The 17,699-nt window shown below is 45.5% G+C and carries 18 protein-coding genes; 9 read left to right on the top strand and 9 right to left on the bottom strand.

The window, feature by feature from the left end:
* Window positions 1-9: 9 nt before the first annotated feature.
* The 6 genes from QMA41_RS12340 (at window position 10) to QMA41_RS12315 (ending at window position 6,719) form a co-directional block, all read left to right on the top strand.
* Window positions 10-1,200: an outer membrane beta-barrel protein gene (locus QMA41_RS12340; RefSeq protein WP_029235954.1), complete on the top strand. Its 1,191-nt coding sequence runs from the start codon at window positions 10-12 to the stop codon at window positions 1,198-1,200.
* Window positions 1,201-1,204: 4 nt separating this feature from the next.
* Window positions 1,205-1,723: an exopolysaccharide export protein VpsN gene (gene vpsN / locus QMA41_RS12335; protein ID WP_281629808.1), complete on the top strand. Its 519-nt coding sequence runs from the start codon at window positions 1,205-1,207 to the stop codon at window positions 1,721-1,723.
* Window positions 1,724-1,732: 9 nt separating this feature from the next.
* On the top strand, window positions 1,733-3,937 hold the full coding sequence (gene vpsO, locus QMA41_RS12330; RefSeq protein WP_095664226.1) for an exopolysaccharide regulatory tyrosine autokinase VpsO: 2,205 nt from the start codon (window positions 1,733-1,735) through the stop codon (window positions 3,935-3,937).
* Window positions 3,937-4,629 (top strand): VpsP family polysaccharide biosynthesis protein, encoded by a 693-nt coding sequence (locus tag QMA41_RS12325; protein WP_281629807.1) that lies wholly within the window; start codon window positions 3,937-3,939, stop codon window positions 4,627-4,629. Before vpsO ends, QMA41_RS12325 begins: the two co-directional genes overlap by 1 nt.
* A 136-nt stretch (window positions 4,630-4,765) precedes the next feature.
* A complete protein-coding gene (locus tag QMA41_RS12320; RefSeq protein WP_281629806.1) occupies window positions 4,766-5,341 on the top strand; it encodes a hypothetical protein in 576 nt (191 codons plus the stop codon).
* 58 nt (window positions 5,342-5,399) lie between these two features.
* A complete protein-coding gene (locus tag QMA41_RS12315) occupies window positions 5,400-6,719 on the top strand; it encodes an O-antigen ligase (RefSeq protein WP_281629957.1) in 1,320 nt (439 codons plus the stop codon).
* A gap of 46 nt (window positions 6,720-6,765) precedes the next feature.
* Here QMA41_RS12315 and QMA41_RS12310 read toward each other — a convergent pair whose 3' ends face one another.
* The 6 genes from QMA41_RS12310 to QMA41_RS12285 form a co-directional block, all read right to left on the bottom strand.
* Window positions 6,766-7,467 (bottom strand): DsbA family protein, encoded by a 702-nt coding sequence (locus QMA41_RS12310; protein ID WP_281629805.1) that lies wholly within the window; start codon window positions 7,465-7,467, stop codon window positions 6,766-6,768.
* A 10-nt stretch (window positions 7,468-7,477) separates the two neighbouring features.
* Window positions 7,478-7,978 carry a redoxin domain-containing protein gene (locus tag QMA41_RS12305; protein WP_006960533.1) on the bottom strand — a complete coding sequence of 167 codons (501 nt, stop codon included), beginning with the start codon at window positions 7,976-7,978 and terminating at the stop codon, window positions 7,478-7,480.
* On the bottom strand, window positions 7,978-10,086 hold the full coding sequence (locus QMA41_RS12300; protein ID WP_281629804.1) for a protein-disulfide reductase DsbD domain-containing protein: 2,109 nt from the start codon (window positions 10,084-10,086) through the stop codon (window positions 7,978-7,980). The genes QMA41_RS12305 and QMA41_RS12300 overlap by 1 nt, the downstream gene beginning before the upstream one ends.
* Before the next feature lie 92 nt (window positions 10,087-10,178).
* Complete coding sequence (locus QMA41_RS12295; protein WP_281629803.1) at window positions 10,179-10,544, bottom strand: hypothetical protein; 366 nt, start codon at window positions 10,542-10,544, stop codon at window positions 10,179-10,181.
* Between the two features lie 83 nt (window positions 10,545-10,627).
* Window positions 10,628-11,047, bottom strand: coding sequence for a GNAT family N-acetyltransferase (locus QMA41_RS12290; RefSeq protein WP_065742113.1), 420 nt, complete (start codon window positions 11,045-11,047; stop codon window positions 10,628-10,630).
* 49 nt (window positions 11,048-11,096) lie between these two features.
* Entirely contained in the window at window positions 11,097-11,735 is a 639-nt protein-coding gene (locus QMA41_RS12285) for a LysE family translocator (protein ID WP_281629802.1), read from the bottom strand.
* A gap of 211 nt (window positions 11,736-11,946) precedes the next feature.
* On the opposite strand from QMA41_RS12285, the gene QMA41_RS12280 reads away from it, so the two are divergent.
* From QMA41_RS12280 to QMA41_RS12270, 3 genes are all read left to right on the top strand, one after another.
* A complete protein-coding gene (locus QMA41_RS12280; RefSeq protein WP_281629801.1) occupies window positions 11,947-12,774 on the top strand; it encodes an AraC family transcriptional regulator in 828 nt (275 codons plus the stop codon).
* 76 nt (window positions 12,775-12,850) lie between these two features.
* Window positions 12,851-13,567: an AzlC family ABC transporter permease gene (locus QMA41_RS12275; protein ID WP_281629800.1), complete on the top strand. Its 717-nt coding sequence runs from the start codon at window positions 12,851-12,853 to the stop codon at window positions 13,565-13,567.
* Window positions 13,567-13,875: an AzlD domain-containing protein gene (locus QMA41_RS12270; RefSeq protein WP_006960515.1), complete on the top strand. Its 309-nt coding sequence runs from the start codon at window positions 13,567-13,569 to the stop codon at window positions 13,873-13,875. The genes QMA41_RS12275 and QMA41_RS12270 overlap by 1 nt, the downstream gene beginning before the upstream one ends.
* Window positions 13,876-14,050: 175 nt before the next feature.
* Here QMA41_RS12270 and QMA41_RS12265 read toward each other — a convergent pair whose 3' ends face one another.
* From QMA41_RS12265 to yegD, 3 genes are all read right to left on the bottom strand, one after another.
* On the bottom strand, window positions 14,051-14,665 hold the full coding sequence (locus tag QMA41_RS12265; protein ID WP_281629799.1) for a fumarylacetoacetate hydrolase family protein: 615 nt from the start codon (window positions 14,663-14,665) through the stop codon (window positions 14,051-14,053).
* A 191-nt stretch (window positions 14,666-14,856) separates the two neighbouring features.
* Window positions 14,857-15,888 carry a porin gene (locus QMA41_RS12260; protein ID WP_006960509.1) on the bottom strand — a complete coding sequence of 344 codons (1,032 nt, stop codon included), beginning with the start codon at window positions 15,886-15,888 and terminating at the stop codon, window positions 14,857-14,859.
* 389 nt (window positions 15,889-16,277) lie between these two features.
* Window positions 16,278-17,630: a molecular chaperone gene (gene yegD, locus QMA41_RS12255; RefSeq protein WP_281629798.1), complete on the bottom strand. Its 1,353-nt coding sequence runs from the start codon at window positions 17,628-17,630 to the stop codon at window positions 16,278-16,280.
* Window positions 17,631-17,699: the final 69 nt, after the last annotated feature.

Genomic DNA, 17,699 nt, shown 5'->3' with positions numbered 1-17,699 from the left:
ATGTTTATTATGAATAGATTCAACAAACTCACATCAATCACAAGCGGGTTTCTGACTCTTGCGGTTTCTCATTCGGTCTATGCGGCGCCAACACCTGTGCCAATTGAAACAGAATCGGGTATCGCAATTGTGCCTTACCTGAACCTCTACAGTGGCTATAACAGTAACGTGGCGAAAGAAGAGTTTGATGAAACCAGCTCTTGGTTCGCTGTCTATGAACCCGGTGTCGGGTTTGAGCTGGAAAGTGACAAACAAAAGCACAATCTTGGCTATCGCATCCAGCGCGGTGAGTTTTTTAGCTCACAACGCGACAACTATACCGATCACTTTCTTGACCTGACCAGTTACTGGGAAGCGAACTCAAGAAATGCACTCGATCTGCGTTACAGCTTAGCCAAAACACATGAAAACCGTGGTGACAACGATACAACCTCCAACCTCGACTACAACAAATATGTCTCGAACTCTTTCAATCTTGGCTATCGCTATGGCAGCACCGAAGCAAAAGGTCAAATAGAAGCGAATGTTGGTTGGGGTGATTTGTCGTACAAGAACAACCGAAATGTGACTCGATATCAAGATTGGGACGAAGGCAGATTCAGTACCGCTTTCTTCTACAAAGCATTTCCTAAAACATCGCTGTTAGCGCAGTACATCGTCAATGACCGTAGCTACAACGAAGTCGCTCCGGGTTCCAGCGAGCGTGATAGCTTGCACCATTTTGTTTACCTAGGCACCTCATGGGATGCCACCGGTAAGCTACGCGGCAGTGTTAAAATTGGTTATCAGAACAAAGAGTTCGACGCATCACAGCGAGAGGATTTTGACTCATTTTCATGGGATGTCGACGTTGCATACATGCTGAGAAGCTACTCAGCACTCGAACTGAAATCTAGCCGTAAGTCTACTGACCCTAATGGTTTGGGTGGTGCAATTGATACCTCAGTCTACAACGCTAATTGGTCACACAACTGGTCAGAAATTATCTCTACGCACACTGAGCTTTCTTATCTGTCAGAAGATTACACTGACAGTAGTCGCAAAGACGATACTTCCAAAGCGAGTGTTTATCTTGATTACGATTTTCGTCGTTGGTTGACGTTCAAAGGCGGAGTGTCATACGAATCTCGTGATTCCAACCTAAGCAACTTTAGCTATGACCAGTCTGTCTACTACGTAGCAGTAGAAGGTGTGATGTAAGCTCATGAAGTCTCTATTTTCAATTCTGCTGCTATGTGTTTCGTTTCAAACCCTTGCTAGCGATGAGCTTTATCGCCTTGGCGTCGGCGATCTGATTAAGGTGCAGGTTTATGACGAACCTGAACTGTCACTGGAAACCCGCGTTAGCGATAGTGGCTCTATCGATTACCCTTTCCTTGGCAGTATCGCCCTCAAAGGCCGCACTCTAAGAGAAGTCAAGCAGTCCATTCATGATGGATTGCTTGACGGCTATCTAGTCAACCCTAACGTTTACGTCAGTGTCGTGGAATATCGTCCTTACTTTATCAACGGCGAAGTCATCACGTCAGGCGGTTACCCGTTTCATCCCGGACTAACCGTGAATAAGGCCATTACTATTGCGGGTGGATTTACTGAGCGAGCTTCAAAGTCAAAAATCTTCGTTTCGTCCAGCGACGAACCAGATTCAAAACCAACTCGTGTCTCCCTACTTCACCGAATCCAACCTGGTGACATTATCACCGTTGAAGAAAGCTTCTTTTAATTGAATATTATGGAAAATACCCAGAATTCTCCGGTGAGCAAAGAAGAGCTCATTGATATCCGCCAATACTTTAAAGTGTTGCTTAACTATAAGTGGCGCATCATTATTTTCTCAATACTGGTCACTGCTCTGGCGATATTGGTGGTACTTTCACTGCCTTCAAAATACACCGCAAGAGCAACACTTCTGATTGAGTCCAAGCAAGCCAACATCATCTCTATTGAAGAGTTTTACGGCTTAGACACCAAGAGTCAGGAATACTATCTCACTCAAATAGAGATTTTGAAATCAGACCGAGTCTCCGAAGAAGTGATTCGCCGTCTCAATCTGACCAGTCACCCTGAGTTTGATCCGCGAGCACAGGAAGAATCCAACGTTTCTTTGAAAGATCGCTTGATGGAATGGTTTCCTGTCCTGCAAGCTTTTAGAAAGTCTCTACCTAATGAAGAGCTTGAGCAGTCAGACTACGCGAGAAACAAACTGGTACTATACAAGTTCAAACGCGGATTAGCGATCAACCCAATCCGTAAAACGCAACTTGTACAGGTTTCATATACCAGTAGAGACCCAGAGCTATCCGCGCAAATTGCCAATGAAATCGGACGCGTTTTCATGGACAGCAATATTGAAGCGAAAATTGAGGTCACTCAGCAGGCGTCGAGCTGGTTAAATGAGCGTATTGGCGATTTGCGCGAAAAACTGCGTCAATCGGAAGCTCAGCTACAAGCGTTCTTACAACAAGAAGGTCTAGTTGATATCCAAGGGGTGGAAAGCCTCGCCTCACAAGAGCTGGCTGAACTCACCTCTCAATTAAACAAAGCTCGTGATCGTCGTGTTGCAGCTGAAACACTGTACCAGGTAGCCAGAAACTACAAGTCTGACTCTAATCAGTTGTCAGCGCTGGCTTCGGTACCAGAGATTTCTAACCATCCAACCATTCGTGATGTCAAAGTTGCAGAAGTTCAGGCTGAACGAAAAGTTTCGGAACTCTCTAAGCGTTACGGCCCTAAGCACCCTAAGCTCAAAGCAGCAATTGCAGAGTTAGAATCCGTTAAGAAGAACCTGCGCTCAGAGTTAAACCAACTGCTCAATGGCATCAATAACGAGCTTAAAGCCGCCAGGCAAGCCGAGCAAACCATTCGTGGCGAACTAGAAAAACGCAAAGTTGAGTTTCAGGCTTTGACCGTCAAGAACGCCAGATACTCTGAGTTGAAGCGCGAAGTACAAACAAACCGTGAGCTGTTTGACCTGTTCCTTAGTCGCCAGAAAGAGACCAATGCGTCTAGCGATTTCAACGCCAATATTGCACGTTTTACCGACTATGCAAGCCCTCCGCTTGCGCCAAGTAAACCAAACCGTAAGATGATCGTCATCTTAGCATTCCTAGCTTCTTTGAGTTTTGGCTGCGTAATGGCATTCGTTGCTGATGCAGTGAATGACACCTTTACCGATATCAAACAGGTATCAAAACAGTTGTCACTCGAAATTCTGGGGATCGTTCCAGCACTTAAAACCAAACGCCCACTGGATGGCAAAGCCTACTTCGACGAGCGCAACCGCCAATTGACAGAAGCCGTTCGAACAGTGCGTACAGGATATTTGCTAGCGAACTCAAACAAATCCAATTCTGTTGTCATGGTGACGTCTTCACAGCCCGATGAAGGGAAAACCACTTCAGCACTCAATTTGGCGCTGTCATTAGCACAAATGGAAAAGACCTTGCTGATCGACTGCGATTTGAGAAAGCCGACTGTCGCCCGACGTTTTGGTCTGCCTTCTGCTCAGCCAGGCGTAACAAACATCCTAACCAAAACTCATACTATCGAAGATTGTATTTATCACGATGAAGAGTCTGAGCTGGATATTCTCGCCGCTGGGACATACACCAACAATCCACTTGAGCTTATCTCTTCAACAGGTTTTGGTGATTTCGTTGAGCAACTGAGAACTAAATACGATCGCATCATCATCGATACACCACCTTGTCTGGCTGTCAGTGATGCCTTCATGCTATCGCGATATGTTGATTCAGCGGTCATCGTCATCAATGCTTCGCATACACGAACCAAAACAGTACGTGATGTAGTTGGCAAGCTCGCTCAGCAAGGCACAAGGATTGACGGTGTGATCCTTAACAAGCTGAACGTTAAAAAAGCGTCCGCTTACAGCGGCTACAAACAGTATCAGTCTTATTACGGAGTCGAAAACGCGTAATGAAAGGCAAGGTTTCCGCTTTGTTGTTTAAGCTGGGGCTAGCTGCCTCAGCCATATTCATTCTGTTTCTTTCGTATCACTTTGGTGTGGCCTCACTCTACGCCAAAGCGGTTTCAAATAAAATAGAGCACTGGAACGCGTCAGAAGAGAAGCCGCAGCTAGACGAAATAGAAAGTGCTGAGAAACTGATCGACGCCAGCCTTAATCACCATTCTTCTCATCCTCACTACTTTGACTTACAAGGAAAAGTGTACGAGTGGAAGGCGTATATCAGCGACGAATCAGAGAAAGGTAAATATCTGAGTTTGGCTAAGCAAGCATACATCAATAGCGCAGAGCTTAGACCGAACTGGCCTAACACCTGGGCGAACCTAGCGGCTTTAGAAACTCAGCTCAGCGGGGCTAATCGAAGCCAATACCTGATCCAAGCAGATACTCACGGCCCCTTTATTCCTGAAGTGAACCTAAAAATTGCAACGCTGGCACTCTCCAACTGGCAGACATTCACACCTAAGGAAAGGAAGCTAGCGATGCCACACATTTATCGAGCTATCAAACACAAAGACGTTCGCCAGACATTTCGCGATTACCTAATGCAAAGTAACAAGTTTCGCTTTGCTTGTATCGTAATGAAGCAGATGCAGGATGTGGACTATGCGTCGATTGGCTCGTGCCGCTATCTCAAAGTATGAGTGTTTCATAATTGAACATGCGAGCGAATCATTTTTAAGAAAAACAGAATGTTAAATCAATAATTGTCGATTAATCAGTGTAAGACCATATACTGGCCTTATTACCGCTCACATAGAGTATTCAGGACCTATCACCATGAAAAACAGAATATGGATGTTGATTGCCAGCCTTGCGTTTTCAGCACAAACATTGGCAGAAGAAACACCAAATGTGGCCTGTTCCGATCTCGACGCTGTCCAAGCGTCCTTAGATAGCGCAACGGACCTGACTTCAACTCTCACCAGTTTGCTAACCAGCTGTCCTGACCAAACGACCGATATTCTCTCTCTTGCTGCTCAAAGCCATTCCAATGACAGCTTGGCTGTACTCGAAGCGGCAACACAATCTCTGGCACCTGAACAAATCGCCAAAGCAACAGCGATTGTGGTTAGCCATGCCAACCCTGATGCGTACGAACAGCTTATCCAACAAGCGGTGTTCTCCGCTCCTGACTATGCTCAGGATATCGTCGACGCTGTCGCGGAGCTCAACTTACTGGACCCAACAGACATTCTGATTGCCGCGATTTCAGGCGGTGCTGACCCGGCGTTAATCAGTGAACCAACCGCTGCAGGTATTGCAACCGCTCCACCTTTAGCGGTTAACCCAGGCGCAACTACCGCATTGGGTACTGGCAATGGTAGCGGTGGTGGTACTGCCTCGCCAAATTGAGTTTTGATATGTCTATTCAAGGCAGGCCATGAGCCTGCCTCTTTTTTGTGCTGTTTTTATGACCAATTATCTTGAACGTCTGATCTACCCACTGTTTCTTTTATTTGTATTTTGGCTACCGATCCCTCTCGGAGGAAACAGACCTTGGGCGTGGTCGATCAATGAATTCTTCGTAGCGGGATTACTACTGTTTTGCATTCTGTGTTATTCCACTGACCACTGGCTTCATCATTTAAAACGAACTCGGTGGGTATTGATCCCACTTGCAATATTTACCCTTTGGGCTTTTATTCAACCCGTTCTTCCCTTTGGTTCGTTTGAGGACACCAGCCTAGCACTCGTTTCCTCAGTAAAAACACTCCATTATTTGCAGATCTGCCTGATCGCTTCCGTCGTTATCACCAATATGCCGCGGCTAAAAGCGCTTATTCTTGTCATGGTTAGCAGCGGTGTGTGTCAGGGTTTTTATGCCGGTGTCATTCAGTTGGTTGATCTTCCCTTATCACCCGTTTTTGATTTACCCAATGGAAATCGAGCGTCTGGTAGCTTCGTTTATCACAATCATTTAGCCAACTTTCTGATGATTAACCTATGCATTGGTTTTGGATTGCTGATCTCCCAATTGCAAGACAGTCAAAAGCAAAGCATCACCCTATCGGCACAGCGCTTCTTCGCTGTATTCCTGTCCGATAAGGCTTTTATCCGCCTGGGTTTGATTATCATGGTGATTGCCTTAGTGCTGACGCGTTCAAGAATGGGGAACGTGGCATTTTTCATCGCCTTAACCACAGGCAGTTTGCTTCTGTTGCTCCTGTATAAGAACAAGCCTAAAGGTATGTACGTTTTGATTGCCAGCCTGTTTGTGATCGATACGGTCATCGTCAGCACTTGGTTTGGCTTAGAAAAAGTCAAACAACGTTTGGTTGAGACCAGCCTGAGCAATGAATCGCGTGACGACGTGGTTTACGCCGCATTGGAGGCAATTCAACATCAACCTCTGATTGGCTTGGGGGGAGGCAGTTTTTACTCGTCGTTTCAGGCCTACAACAACGGAAAGATTCAGCTCTTTTACGATCACGCCCACAACGACTATATCCAGTTTGTCTTCGAGTATGGTCTGATTGGTACATCAATACTGGCTGTGGCTGTTGTCGCTGCTCTGCTTAAGTCGATGCAAGCTTTTCGAAATCGACGCAGCCGTCAGATGAAAGGGGCAGGGCTTGGGGCTTTTATGGCTATATTAGGGATGCTGATCCACATGAGTGTTGATTTCCCACTGCAAGCACCAGCAACGACTATCTATTTCTTACTTTGTCTACTCATCGCTCACTGGGCTTTTGCCATCCCTGCCGTAAAACGTAAACGCTCAGATGACTAGCGAGTAAGCGAACACTCCCTCGCAATGAGGGAGTGTTCCTTTTTCATTACAATTGCTTCTCTACGATTTCTTCCAGTTTATCGTAAGGTACATAACCTGGTATCACGCTCTCGCCGACAATCAAAGCAGGCGTTCCACGCAAACCGAAGCCATTGAACAACGCGTAATTGTTTTCCAACTGCTTTTCAATGTCTTCTGGGTTGTTCAGGTATTGCTCTGTACCTGTTTTCTTGGCGATTTTAGCTAAAGAAATCGCGTCATGGGTACCTGGTTTCGCCACTAGCAATTCGTGAACTTGAGGATACTTGTCACGTACGTTTTGCCACACATTCAAAGCATAACCCGCCGAGTTAACACTCGAAGAACCTTCTTTCAGCGGAACATACAAGTTAACGACTTTGATCTGCGGGTAGTCCTCTACCAGCTTCTGCAATTCAAGATCTAGCTTCTTACAATAAGGGCAGCTGTAATCTGTCACGTTAACCAAGGTTAATTCCGCATTCTCCGCTCCTATAGAGGTGTGCTTAGGGTCATTGATGTACGCTTGGCTGCTCGATAGCAACTGATCAAATTGTTGCTGCTGTTTAACGTACATGCCCAGACTCTCATGAAGCCCGTCGACGACACTTGGATTGGCTTTGAGCATCTCGACAATTTCGTTGATTTTCTCGTCCTGATTTTGAGCTTGAGCCAGAGGCGATAGCGCCATAACGCCCATCGCCAGTGCTATTGTTAATTTCTTAATCACTTTATTGTTCCTATTGATTTAACCAAAGTCTGGCTAACATACCCGGTGGTGTAATGATGCCTGTTGTAATGCTTTCCACCTTGCCATCTTTGATTATGAAAACGGTTGGGGTTACGGAGATATTCCAACGATTGAATATCTCCCCTCTTTCATCATTAATATTGCTAAATTGATACTCTTGAGCCTGCATAAACTGGCGAACTCGAGCGGAGGTTCCTGACGAACCAGCGACACCGATGACCGGATAGTACTGACTCAACCAGTCAACCGTTGGGCTGACGAACTTACACGCAGGACACCAAGTCGCCCAGAAATAGACCATCACTGGCTGCTCATAGCTCATGGCAATCACATCGACTGACTCTCCATCCAGAGTGACACCCGTGATCGGCGGCGCCGATTCCGTCGGTAAGCTCTGGCTACGAAACCAGTCTATTGCCGCAGAAATCGCAATAGCTAATACCACCAGAATCAAAATCTCTTTAAGCCAGTAACGCAGAGAACGTTTCACTAACTGTTCCCTCCCCCAGCGGTTGCAATGGCTTCCATCACAGCCTCGCTTGATAAGATAACAGGCAATGGGATACCTTCGGGTGCGCTTGGCCCATAGACAATGTTAAACGGCACACCAAATCGGCCATTGGCACGCAGATAATCCGTCACTAAACCATCAGGATGCGTCCAGTCCCCTTCAATCAAAGTGACCGATGGGTGCTTCAGTGCCGAATAGACCGGATCCTGTAGAATGACGCCAATTTTGTTCGCTTTACAGGTAACACACCAATCTGCCGTCACGTTAACAAACACCGTTTGACCTTGTTCAACGGCTTGCTCAATCCGCTCATTAGATAATCGCTTCCAAACCAAATCATCTGGCAAGGGGGTTGCCCAGTGATCAGTGGTCATGCTCGCTAGAACAAAACCGCCCGCTATCAAGAGTACAGCACCACAACCTGAAATCGCCATGGCTTTGTCGCCATACACCTTTTTCACGCGAATCAGTACAACAACAAATGCCACCAAGGCAATAAGCAGCGTCCAGAACGGGGGAATGTGGTTATTGAGTAATGTGAGTAGCCAAATACTGGTCGCCAGCATCATGACGCCAAACAAGAGTTTGAGCTTATTCATCCATGCGCCTGGCTTCGGCAGCAGTTTTGCAATACCTGGAAAAAGCGCAACACCAATCCAAGGAAGCGCCATCCCTATGGCTAAGGCAGTAAAGATCGTGAACAGCTCCAGTGAGCTAGCGGCTAATGCAAAAGCCACCGCTGTTCCTAAGAACGGGGCAGAACACGGAGTGGCAAGCAAGGTGGCAAACATACCTTGGGTAAAGTGTCCGGCATAGGAATTATCGCCTTTTGATGCAGCCCAAGTATTGGTTTTCGAAGACAGGCGAATCTCGAACAACCCCAACATATTGGCACCAAACAGACTGGTGACCAGCACCATAATGGCGATAAACCAGCCGCTTTGGAACTGAATCCCCCAACCCACTGCATTTCCGGTCAGCTTAAGTATCAACAGGAAACCAGCCAATAACCAGAATGAGGTAAGAATACCAGCCGAAGACGCGAGAAATTGCCAGCGGATCTGGCGTCGTTCAACACCTTGAACTGCCACAATACTGCTGAGCTTCATACCCAAGACAGGTAGAACACACGGCATGACGTTAAGAATCAAACCGCCGAACAGAGCAAAACCAATCATCTGCAATAGAGAGATATCGATATCGGTCTTGGTTACTACCCCATTTGAGACGGTGACGTCCTGTTCAGCCAGAAAGTTGTTGTCTTGAACCGTGACAAAAATACTCTGGTCATTAAAGCTGATGTCGCCTAACCAACTCGACACATCAAACATAGCCGTAACTGTATCTCCATCGACACTATAGCCAGTCAGTTTGTAGCTGTACTCCTTTGCATCATCCGAATGCCCATCGACAATAAAGTCTGGGTCCTGCCAACCAAGCGCTTTGCTCATCTGAACTTGAAGAACATTGGCATTCGCATCCCAGGTCGCTTTTGCATTCGACAATAAAGGCGAAGACTTAGGTACCTGGCTGATGGCTTGGGCATGCGTATAAAGTGCGTCTTGATTGATAATCAGCTCACTTGGGGTGAAAGTGAGTGAAAATGGGTAATCCGTAAGCACACAAATCGTGGTACAGGACGACATCGTTAGCTTGGCATCCAATACAACGGGTTGAGCAAAATCCTTGACTGCTAACGTCATAGGAATCACGGTTTTATCTTTATAGCCCAGTGTATTAATGCCAAGCAAACTGAACTGTTCCGGGTAAGGCCAGTGCCACTCTACGTTTTCAAGATTGGTCGACTCTCCCCAATCAATAGAAGGAGCAACACCACCTTCTCCCGGGCTGCGCCAGTAGGTCTTCCAGTCGTCATCCAGTTCAACTTCTAGAAAACCTTCGACGGTTTTACTCGCAGCGTCAGCCTGACCCGTAAGAACAAAGCGAGTTTTGAGCGGCGGATGCTCCTGCTTGGTCATCCAGCCGGTATCGACTTCTGCAAAGGCTTGGGTGGTAAATAGCAAGGTACTCAGTGCAAACAACAGAGAGATTGCACTCATGACCATGTCTTTTAATAAACTTCTCATGTGTATTTCCAAAATAGTCACCATTTTTGTAAATGGTTGATATAACAGACGTATTAAATCCTCTGACCGAAGTCAGAAACACATGATTGAATTTATTCTCTGAAAACACACAATGTGAGGTGAACCCTAGATTTGGGGACAATAGGTTCGGTAAAGGATGGGGCTTCTGGTCGAATCCGAACCAGCCAGGCAACGATGACTACAATGAACAAAAACATCGGTACCATCATGTTATCAAGATTAACCTTGGCACTGCTGAGCAGCTTTTCTGTCAGGTCACACTGTTTTTGAATGCCATCACCGTTATCGGTGAGCTGAATAGTGTCGGTAAGAGCAGACTGCTTAAACGAGCACATGCTAATGATGCTGGTATTCTGCATAAAGCAGATAGCAAAAACCCACCCAACCAAAAGTAAGGTAATTCTCGCCATCACTGCAGATTTCAAACGCTTGATCATTAACTCTGTAAAACCCGAGGATTAAAACCGCCCCATTATGGGTATGCGGCTAAAGTGAATGTTAGTGTAGTGTCAGAACTTCACTATACAATTTTCTTTTGTAAAAAAATCTTATCAACGCCTGCCGTTGGGAAACCTTCGTAGCGCCCAACTTCTTTAAAACCAAGCTTGAGATAAAATTCCGCTGCCTGAAACGAGTAGGTATCCAAGTAAATATCCGTTACGCCATGGGCTTTGGCTTCTTGCTCGACTCTAGCCATTAAGCTAGAACCCGTGCCTGCAGAGCGTTTGACTTCATCTACCCATAAAAATTCAACAAAAAGTGTATTTGTAAAAATCTCACCCGTTAATCCGCCGACAAAATCACCTTGTTCATTTTCAGCAATGCACGCCAACGACACAATGTCTTCATCAGGAAAATGCTTGAGGTTAAATGATTTCAGCCCATTGTAGATAGCATCTTTAATATTCTTTGGCGGGTTCAACATGAAACTGATGTGCACAGGCTTCCTTTCCTCTTAACAAATAAGGCCAGCAATTGCTGGCCTTACATTACAACTCTGCGATAAACGAGCTTAGCATCCAAAATGCCAGAATGGCAAAAATCAGCCCCATGAACTTATGTTGGTATGTTCGGAACTTGGCATTTTCAAGCAGTGGTTTACCTAAAGTACCCACCAATGCAACCAATAGGAAGTTGAAAGCCAGCCCTAGCACATTGAGCAGTAACCCCAATGCCAACATTTGTTCTCCAGATGAAGCCTCTATATTGACCGAAACAAACTGAGGTAAGAACATGACAAAAAAGACTAAAGCTTTAGGGTTAAGCAGATTACTGACCAATGCTCTCTGATAGAAAGTCCCAGCCACTTTATTTGACGGGTCCAAATCAGGATTCCCACTGTCACTCGCTCGTAGACAATCCCAGCCCATTTTTAACAAGTAAGCGCCGCCTAGAAGATGAAGCGCTTTCAGGGCTAAAGGACTCATCGCCACCAAGGCGGAGACGCCTGCGGCAGCAAGCAGCGTTAAGATCACACCTGATGTAGCGTTACCCAAACTGGCAAAAACACCTACTCGACGGCCATAACTCATACTTGAGCTGGCGATCAGAAGCATATCCGGGCCAGGCAACAATAAAAGTGCCACCACTGCAGTTAAATAAACTGGAAGCACCGATATATCAATCATAGTTATTATATTAATTAGACAAGAAAGTGCGGGATTTTATAGCAAAAAAAGATCAATAACTAGATATAAAAATCATTTACCGAGCAAAAAAGCAACACATAAAACCATTACAGATTATTAACTTTTTCTTAAAAGGAAAGCAATTTTGTACAAAAATAAGCGAAACTTATAAGCTAGACTGGTGAGAGTTTTAAGTGTGGAGTTTCTAGGAATGGCTGATAATAAAAAGAAGGAGTCGGCACGTTTTCAACTTGCTTCTGAGCTTGGCGGGCTAGAGCTACTCGATGCGAAATACACTCATCAAAACTTTTCACGCCACAGCCACGAAGGCTATACCGTTGGTGTTATAGAGAAAGGCGCTCAAAAGTTCTATCGAACCGGAGGCAATCATATTGCGCCTCAAGACAGCATTATTTTAGTCAATGCGGATGAAGTGCATAACGGCCAGACGGCGACTGAAGGAGGATGGGAATACAAAGCCATGTACCCTCTTCCTGAACAATTCTCTCAGATAATCTCAGGTTTAACCCCAGCATTATCTGCCCCTTACTTCCCAGAGCCAGTTGTATACGACCCTGAAATGGCACAACAGTTAAGGCTGGTATTTGATGTACTAGAAAAGTCAGACAATAAACTACTTAGAGAAACGTTGGTTTACGGCACACTGGTTAAACTCATCGCTCGCCATAGCAAAAGCCGTCAATCAAGCGATTTAATAACGTCTGGCTCTAAACAAATTGGTATCGTTAAGGAGTTTCTCGATGACTTTCCACAAGCGAATGTATCGTTGGAAGATCTGGCCAAACTCGCAGGATTAAGCCCATTTCATCTTGTGAGAAGCTTTCAGAAAGCGTATGGGTTGCCACCACACTCCTACCAAATCCAATCACGACTTAGATTCGCAAAGCGCCTCTTGCGGCAGGGAATGAAAATCTCAGATGTTGCTCAGGAATCCGGATTCCACGATCAAAGCCATTTTCATCGCCACTTCAAACGAGCGATGGGGGTCACCCCAAAGCAATACGCCAACAGCATTTAGCTGCGCAATTTTATACAAGGCACGCGGTTTTACGTGTGTATTAATAATTACAAGTCTAACAACCAATCAAATTTTTATGAGTAGTACGACATTGAATTCTCCATACACACCAAGTAAACAACGATTATTCATGCAAGGAGCATTCGCTATGATGCCTCTCAGCCTTGCCGTTGTTCCTTGGGGGCTGCTTGCAGGATCTTTTGCCATTGATGCCGGTCTTACTGTGATAGAAAGCCAAGCTTTGTCGGCGATTCTTTTTGCAGGTTCAGCTCAGTTGGTGGCAACAGGTATGTTAAAAGCCGGAGCTGGACTCGCCACTATGCTGCTGGCAACCTTCTTTATTACTTCACGCCACTTTTTATACAGTGTGTCTATGCGCAGTAAAGTCAGCTCGTTGCCACTCAAATGGCGATTAGGGTTGGGTTTTCTGCTCACTGATGAGTTGTTTGCATTGTGTGGCCAACAATCAGAACAGCAGTTCAATCGCTGGTATGCACTCGGTGCTGGACTCAGCTTTTACCTTTGCTGGAACCTCGCCACCTTGGCAGGCATCATTGCTGGTAGCAAGATCCCAGCAATGAATGAGCTCGGATTGGAATTTGCGGTCGCCGCGACATTCATTGCAATTGTCACACCCAACATCAAAAGCTTCCCTATATTAATGGCGGTGTTAACTTCGCTTCTCGTCTCGGTGGTCTGCAGCTATTTGAAAATTGAGTCAGGGCTAATGATTGCTAGCGTATGCGGAATGGTGGCGGGCTATGTTTGCGAGACAGTAAGAGGGGCAAAATAATGATTATGCTTTCTATTTTAGCGATGACAGCATTGGTTTTCCTAAGCCGTTATGTTTTTCTTGAGCCTAGACTACCTTTACGATTAAGCCCAAAAACGCATCGCCTGCTCAGCTATTCAAGCCCGGCAGTTCTGACCGCAATCTGGGCTCCTATTGTATTTATGCCTGAGAAGCAGCTCTGGCTTACGCCAGACAACCCATACCTACTTTCTGCAATATTGGCGGCAATCTTGGCTTGGAAAACTAAGAATGTGTTACTGACGACCTTAGCCAGTATGTTGGTGTTTGTTGGCCTAAAGCTGCTTTAGCCGAATATCAAAGCCAATAACAAAACACCACATCCTAGTATCGTGACCCACTTGACCAGTACACCTAGCTGAGTAGTACCACCTTTTGGAGCTTGATTACAACATCCCATAATAATGACCTCTGAGTTAACCAGAATTCAGAGGTTACTCCTTTCCCTAGGGGAAAGGTAAAGGGTTATTGCGCTAACCATTCAATTTCGATCAGCGTTTTATCTTCAGCTTTTAATCGTCCAAGGAACACATCACCAGTATGAACTTCACCAACGCCTTGCGGGGTGCCAGTCATTACGATATCGCCATCATTTAAAGTGGTGTATGTTCTGAGCTCTTCGATAATGGTTTGGGGCGTATACATCATTTGGGTGACGGCCCCCTTTTGAACACGAACACAGTTAATAAACAGCTCAATTTCCAGAGATTCAATTGCAATACCATCTAAAGAAATAAAGCGGCTAAATACAGCTGAACCATCGAAAGCTTTCGCGCGCTCCCACGGTAACCCTTTATTCTTAAGTTTGGATTGCAACTCGCGTTTGGTTAGGTCCAATCCGAGCCCAACCGCACTCAATTGACCTCCACTTACGATAAAGCAAATTTCGCCCTCGTAGTGTAGCGTTTCACCGTGGTGCGATATTAGCTGCGAAGAGATAGAAGAAGACGGTTTGTTGAACACAACCATTTCATCCGGTACTGCATTATTTAGCTCTTTGATGTGCTCAAGATAATTGCGTCCCACGCAAACCACTTTGCTAGGATAGATACTTTTATCGCCAAGTTTTACCGAATTCATGCTGCTTCCCTGATCGTTCTACTCCGAACGCCAATATTAATTCAACATATTAATGAATTAACCCATCGTGTTTCGAAACTAAGATCCAATCCCCATAATTGGTACACCCATCCCAGAAAACAGAAAAACGCCTATCCAACACTGGATAGGCGCTAACACAATTACGTGTTGAGGCAGTAGATCTTATTGATTTATAGGAAGTAACGAGCACCAATGGTCCAATTGTCTTCCTCTTTCACGTTAATGTCATTGCCTAGGTCAAACTGATAACCAACAAAGCCCATGAAATTAGGCGTGAAGGTGTACTCTGCCTGCAATGCAGATTCGCTGTACTGAGTTTTACTAGCTTTGTCATCAATTTCAGCTTCGTAGTTGACGCTTAAGTTCCAACCGTTACCCAATGCGTAAGCGAGAAGGATTTCATACTCATCGCTTTCCTCGAAGCCATTCATATTCTCATTCATTGCATAAACAACAGCAGAGTATAGGCCGTCACCGTATGAACCAGAGCTAAAAGCAAACGCGTGAGAATGCGCATCTACGTTGTCTACATCACCGCCGTTGTATGAATAGCCTAGGTTAAAACCGTAAACACTCATCGACAATGCGATTTGACCACGTGCGTCGTACTCTTTGCTTGTACGAGTCGTCGTAACAGTGCCACCAGAAACGGTTTGAGTATCCGTGGTTGCAGTATGCTTACCTTGCCATGCTAAGCCTAGATTTAGACTTCCCATGTCTCCCAGCTCGATCGCTTTACGGTAGCTGACCATGTCTTCACCGCGAGCTGTACCGAGATTGTTGTGATCGTCATATAAGAAGTCATTGGCGAATGCGATTGGTAAATCCGCAACACCAGCGATATCGTAGTATGGAGACCACTGAGTACCGACTACAAATCGACCGAACTGCTCATGAGTCGCACCAATGTAACCCAAACGAGTAGTGAAAGAAGTGTCACCACCATCAAGGTAGTTTAGAGCCCATTCCCCTTTCGCATCGACAGTAAAACCGTTACCGATATCTTGTGTTCCGGCGATGTTGATTCGAGGAGACACATCATGCACCTCCACTTCATCTGCCGAGTCATACTCACCGATGCCTACATCTACGTAGCCACCGATAGAAATTGTTGAACCTTCGCTATTGTAGATTTCTGCAGCGAAAGCGTTAGTACCACATGCTGTTGCCGCAATCGCAGCGGCTAATAATTTAATTTTCATAACTTAACGTCCGTTTAGGTTTGTAACTTCTGTCCGTGTCTGGCCTGTAGGGCCAAAGCATCACGAACAATTAAAACGTAGTACGAAATATTTAAAAATGAAGTGCAACCAAGTGCTTAGCTTGAAGATTTATTAGAAATTGCTCAAATAACAAAAATATGAACAATTTTTAACCACATGAAAGTATTAAAGTTTTTAGTGAGAGAAGAGGCCTTTTCTTACCTCTCGATCAAGTTCACACTTTTTGAAATTTAAACGGAACTTTTTTGAAAAAAGCAAAAAGCCCTCTATCAATAGAGGGCTTTTAAAGCTAAATCCAGTCAAATTAACAGGATAGTAATTAGGCAAAGTGCAATGGTGGAACAACCTAGTTGGTTACTCTACATCCGCTATCTGAAGATCGTATTTGCCCAGCGAGCAAGCCCTGCCGTTACCGAACCAAAATAGTTCCCGCTTATCACAGGTGTGTCAGGAAGTACGGATTTCACTGCCCCAGTGAGGATAGGTGAACGGGCTGAGCCCCCTGTCATGTAAATCACATCAGGCTTGATACTACTTTGCTTAATAGCTTCGATAACCAGCGCTTTGATTTTCTCAGTTGGATTGACAATGGCTTCTTCCATTTGTTGGCGTGTTACAGATAGTGAAACCACTTCAGAAAGTAGATCCAGATTTGCGTTGTAAGCCGCCGCGTCAGCCAACGCTATCTTAGTTTGCTCTGCTTCTCGAATCACCGAGTAACCAAGAGTTTCTTGATGCAGCTGCACCAGTCGAGCTAGTTTTTCAGGTTCACGAGCTTCCTTTAGCAACAGTCGTAGCTGCTTGAGGTTTTCATGTGCGTAGAACTTGCGCTGGGCCTGAACATCGTTGATTGCAATGGGGTTCCAAAATTGAGTGGTTGGGATGTCTAGGCCCGACTGGCTGGTCGACCCCATACCAAATTCCTGCATAAAGCATTTAAAGGCAGTGAAAATATCTAGGTCATTACCACCAATTCGCTGCCCAGAATGAGCAATCAAAGACCCACTTCTGTCTTGTTTCCCACACCAGCTTGGGCCCATCTGAACAAATGAGCAATCTGTTGTACCACCACCAATATCAACAACCAGCACATTTTTATTCTGTTCAAGGCTCGCTTCATAATCTAAACCTGCCGCCAGAGGCTCAAACTGAAACTCGATATCTTTAAAGCCGGCTCGGCGGGCAGCGCGGCGCAAAATACCTTCTGCCTGTAGGTTAGAATCATTTCCCCCTCGGCCGAGGAAGTTCACCGGGCGACCAATGACCGTCTGAGAAATCTCTTTTTGGAGTGAATGTTCTGCCTGAGTTTTGATATTGGCCATCATGGCGCAGACCAAGTCCTCAAAGAAGGCCAACTGCATATCACGTAAGCCTGTCACCCCAAGGAACGATTTGGGGGATTTTACGTAATAAACATCCTTGGGATCTTCCAGATAGAGCTCTAAGGCTTGTTGACCAAATCGAATATCGTCAGAGCGTACTTCCAGCCCTTCTTCGCGATTAAGCTTAATTGCTCGACGCAGTACGCTTTCACTGATTTCACTACCCGGCTCAATGTCTAGACAGCGAAACAAATATTCAGAGACAACTTCCGCTGTTGGCGCACATAAAGTAGATGGAATATAGTAGCTATCTCCAACTAGAGGGATCTGCCTGATCTCATCATTGACCAATTCCGCTACCGAACAATTAGCCGTTCCATAATCGAATCCAATCGCCATCAATCACCTCTTTATCATCTACCAAAAATCGGGCCGCACAGTAAAGCCTACACTTATAGACAGGTCAAC

This window comes from Vibrio sp. St2 (assembly GCF_947311885.1).
In the GTDB taxonomy this organism is placed as follows: Bacteria; Pseudomonadota; Gammaproteobacteria; order Enterobacterales; family Vibrionaceae; genus Vibrio; species Vibrio coralliilyticus.
This window is presented reverse-complemented; position numbering and strand designations above follow the sequence as displayed.

Coding starts and splice junctions, on each gene's coding strand:
- QMA41_RS12340 (WP_029235954.1), top strand. CDS start 10: ATGAATAGATTCAACAAACTCACATCAATCACAAGCGGGTTTCTGACT.
- vpsN (WP_281629808.1), top strand. CDS start 1,205: ATGAAGTCTCTATTTTCAATTCTGCTGCTATGTGTTTCGTTTCAAACC.
- vpsO (WP_095664226.1), top strand. CDS start 1,733: ATGGAAAATACCCAGAATTCTCCGGTGAGCAAAGAAGAGCTCATTGAT.
- QMA41_RS12325 (WP_281629807.1), top strand. CDS start 3,937: ATGAAAGGCAAGGTTTCCGCTTTGTTGTTTAAGCTGGGGCTAGCTGCC.
- QMA41_RS12320 (WP_281629806.1), top strand. CDS start 4,766: ATGAAAAACAGAATATGGATGTTGATTGCCAGCCTTGCGTTTTCAGCA.
- QMA41_RS12315 (WP_281629957.1), top strand. CDS start 5,400: ATGACCAATTATCTTGAACGTCTGATCTACCCACTGTTTCTTTTATTT.
- QMA41_RS12300 (WP_281629804.1), bottom strand. CDS start 10,086: ATGAGAAGTTTATTAAAAGACATGGTCATGAGTGCAATCTCTCTGTTG.
- QMA41_RS12295 (WP_281629803.1), bottom strand. CDS start 10,544: ATGATCAAGCGTTTGAAATCTGCAGTGATGGCGAGAATTACCTTACTT.
- QMA41_RS12285 (WP_281629802.1), bottom strand. CDS start 11,735: ATGATTGATATATCGGTGCTTCCAGTTTATTTAACTGCAGTGGTGGCA.
- QMA41_RS12280 (WP_281629801.1), top strand. CDS start 11,947: ATGGCTGATAATAAAAAGAAGGAGTCGGCACGTTTTCAACTTGCTTCT.
- QMA41_RS12275 (WP_281629800.1), top strand. CDS start 12,851: ATGAGTAGTACGACATTGAATTCTCCATACACACCAAGTAAACAACGA.
- QMA41_RS12270 (WP_006960515.1), top strand. CDS start 13,567: ATGATTATGCTTTCTATTTTAGCGATGACAGCATTGGTTTTCCTAAGC.
- QMA41_RS12265 (WP_281629799.1), bottom strand. CDS start 14,665: ATGAATTCGGTAAAACTTGGCGATAAAAGTATCTATCCTAGCAAAGTG.
- QMA41_RS12260 (WP_006960509.1), bottom strand. CDS start 15,888: ATGAAAATTAAATTATTAGCCGCTGCGATTGCGGCAACAGCATGTGGT.
- yegD (WP_281629798.1), bottom strand. CDS start 17,630: ATGGCGATTGGATTCGATTATGGAACGGCTAATTGTTCGGTAGCGGAA.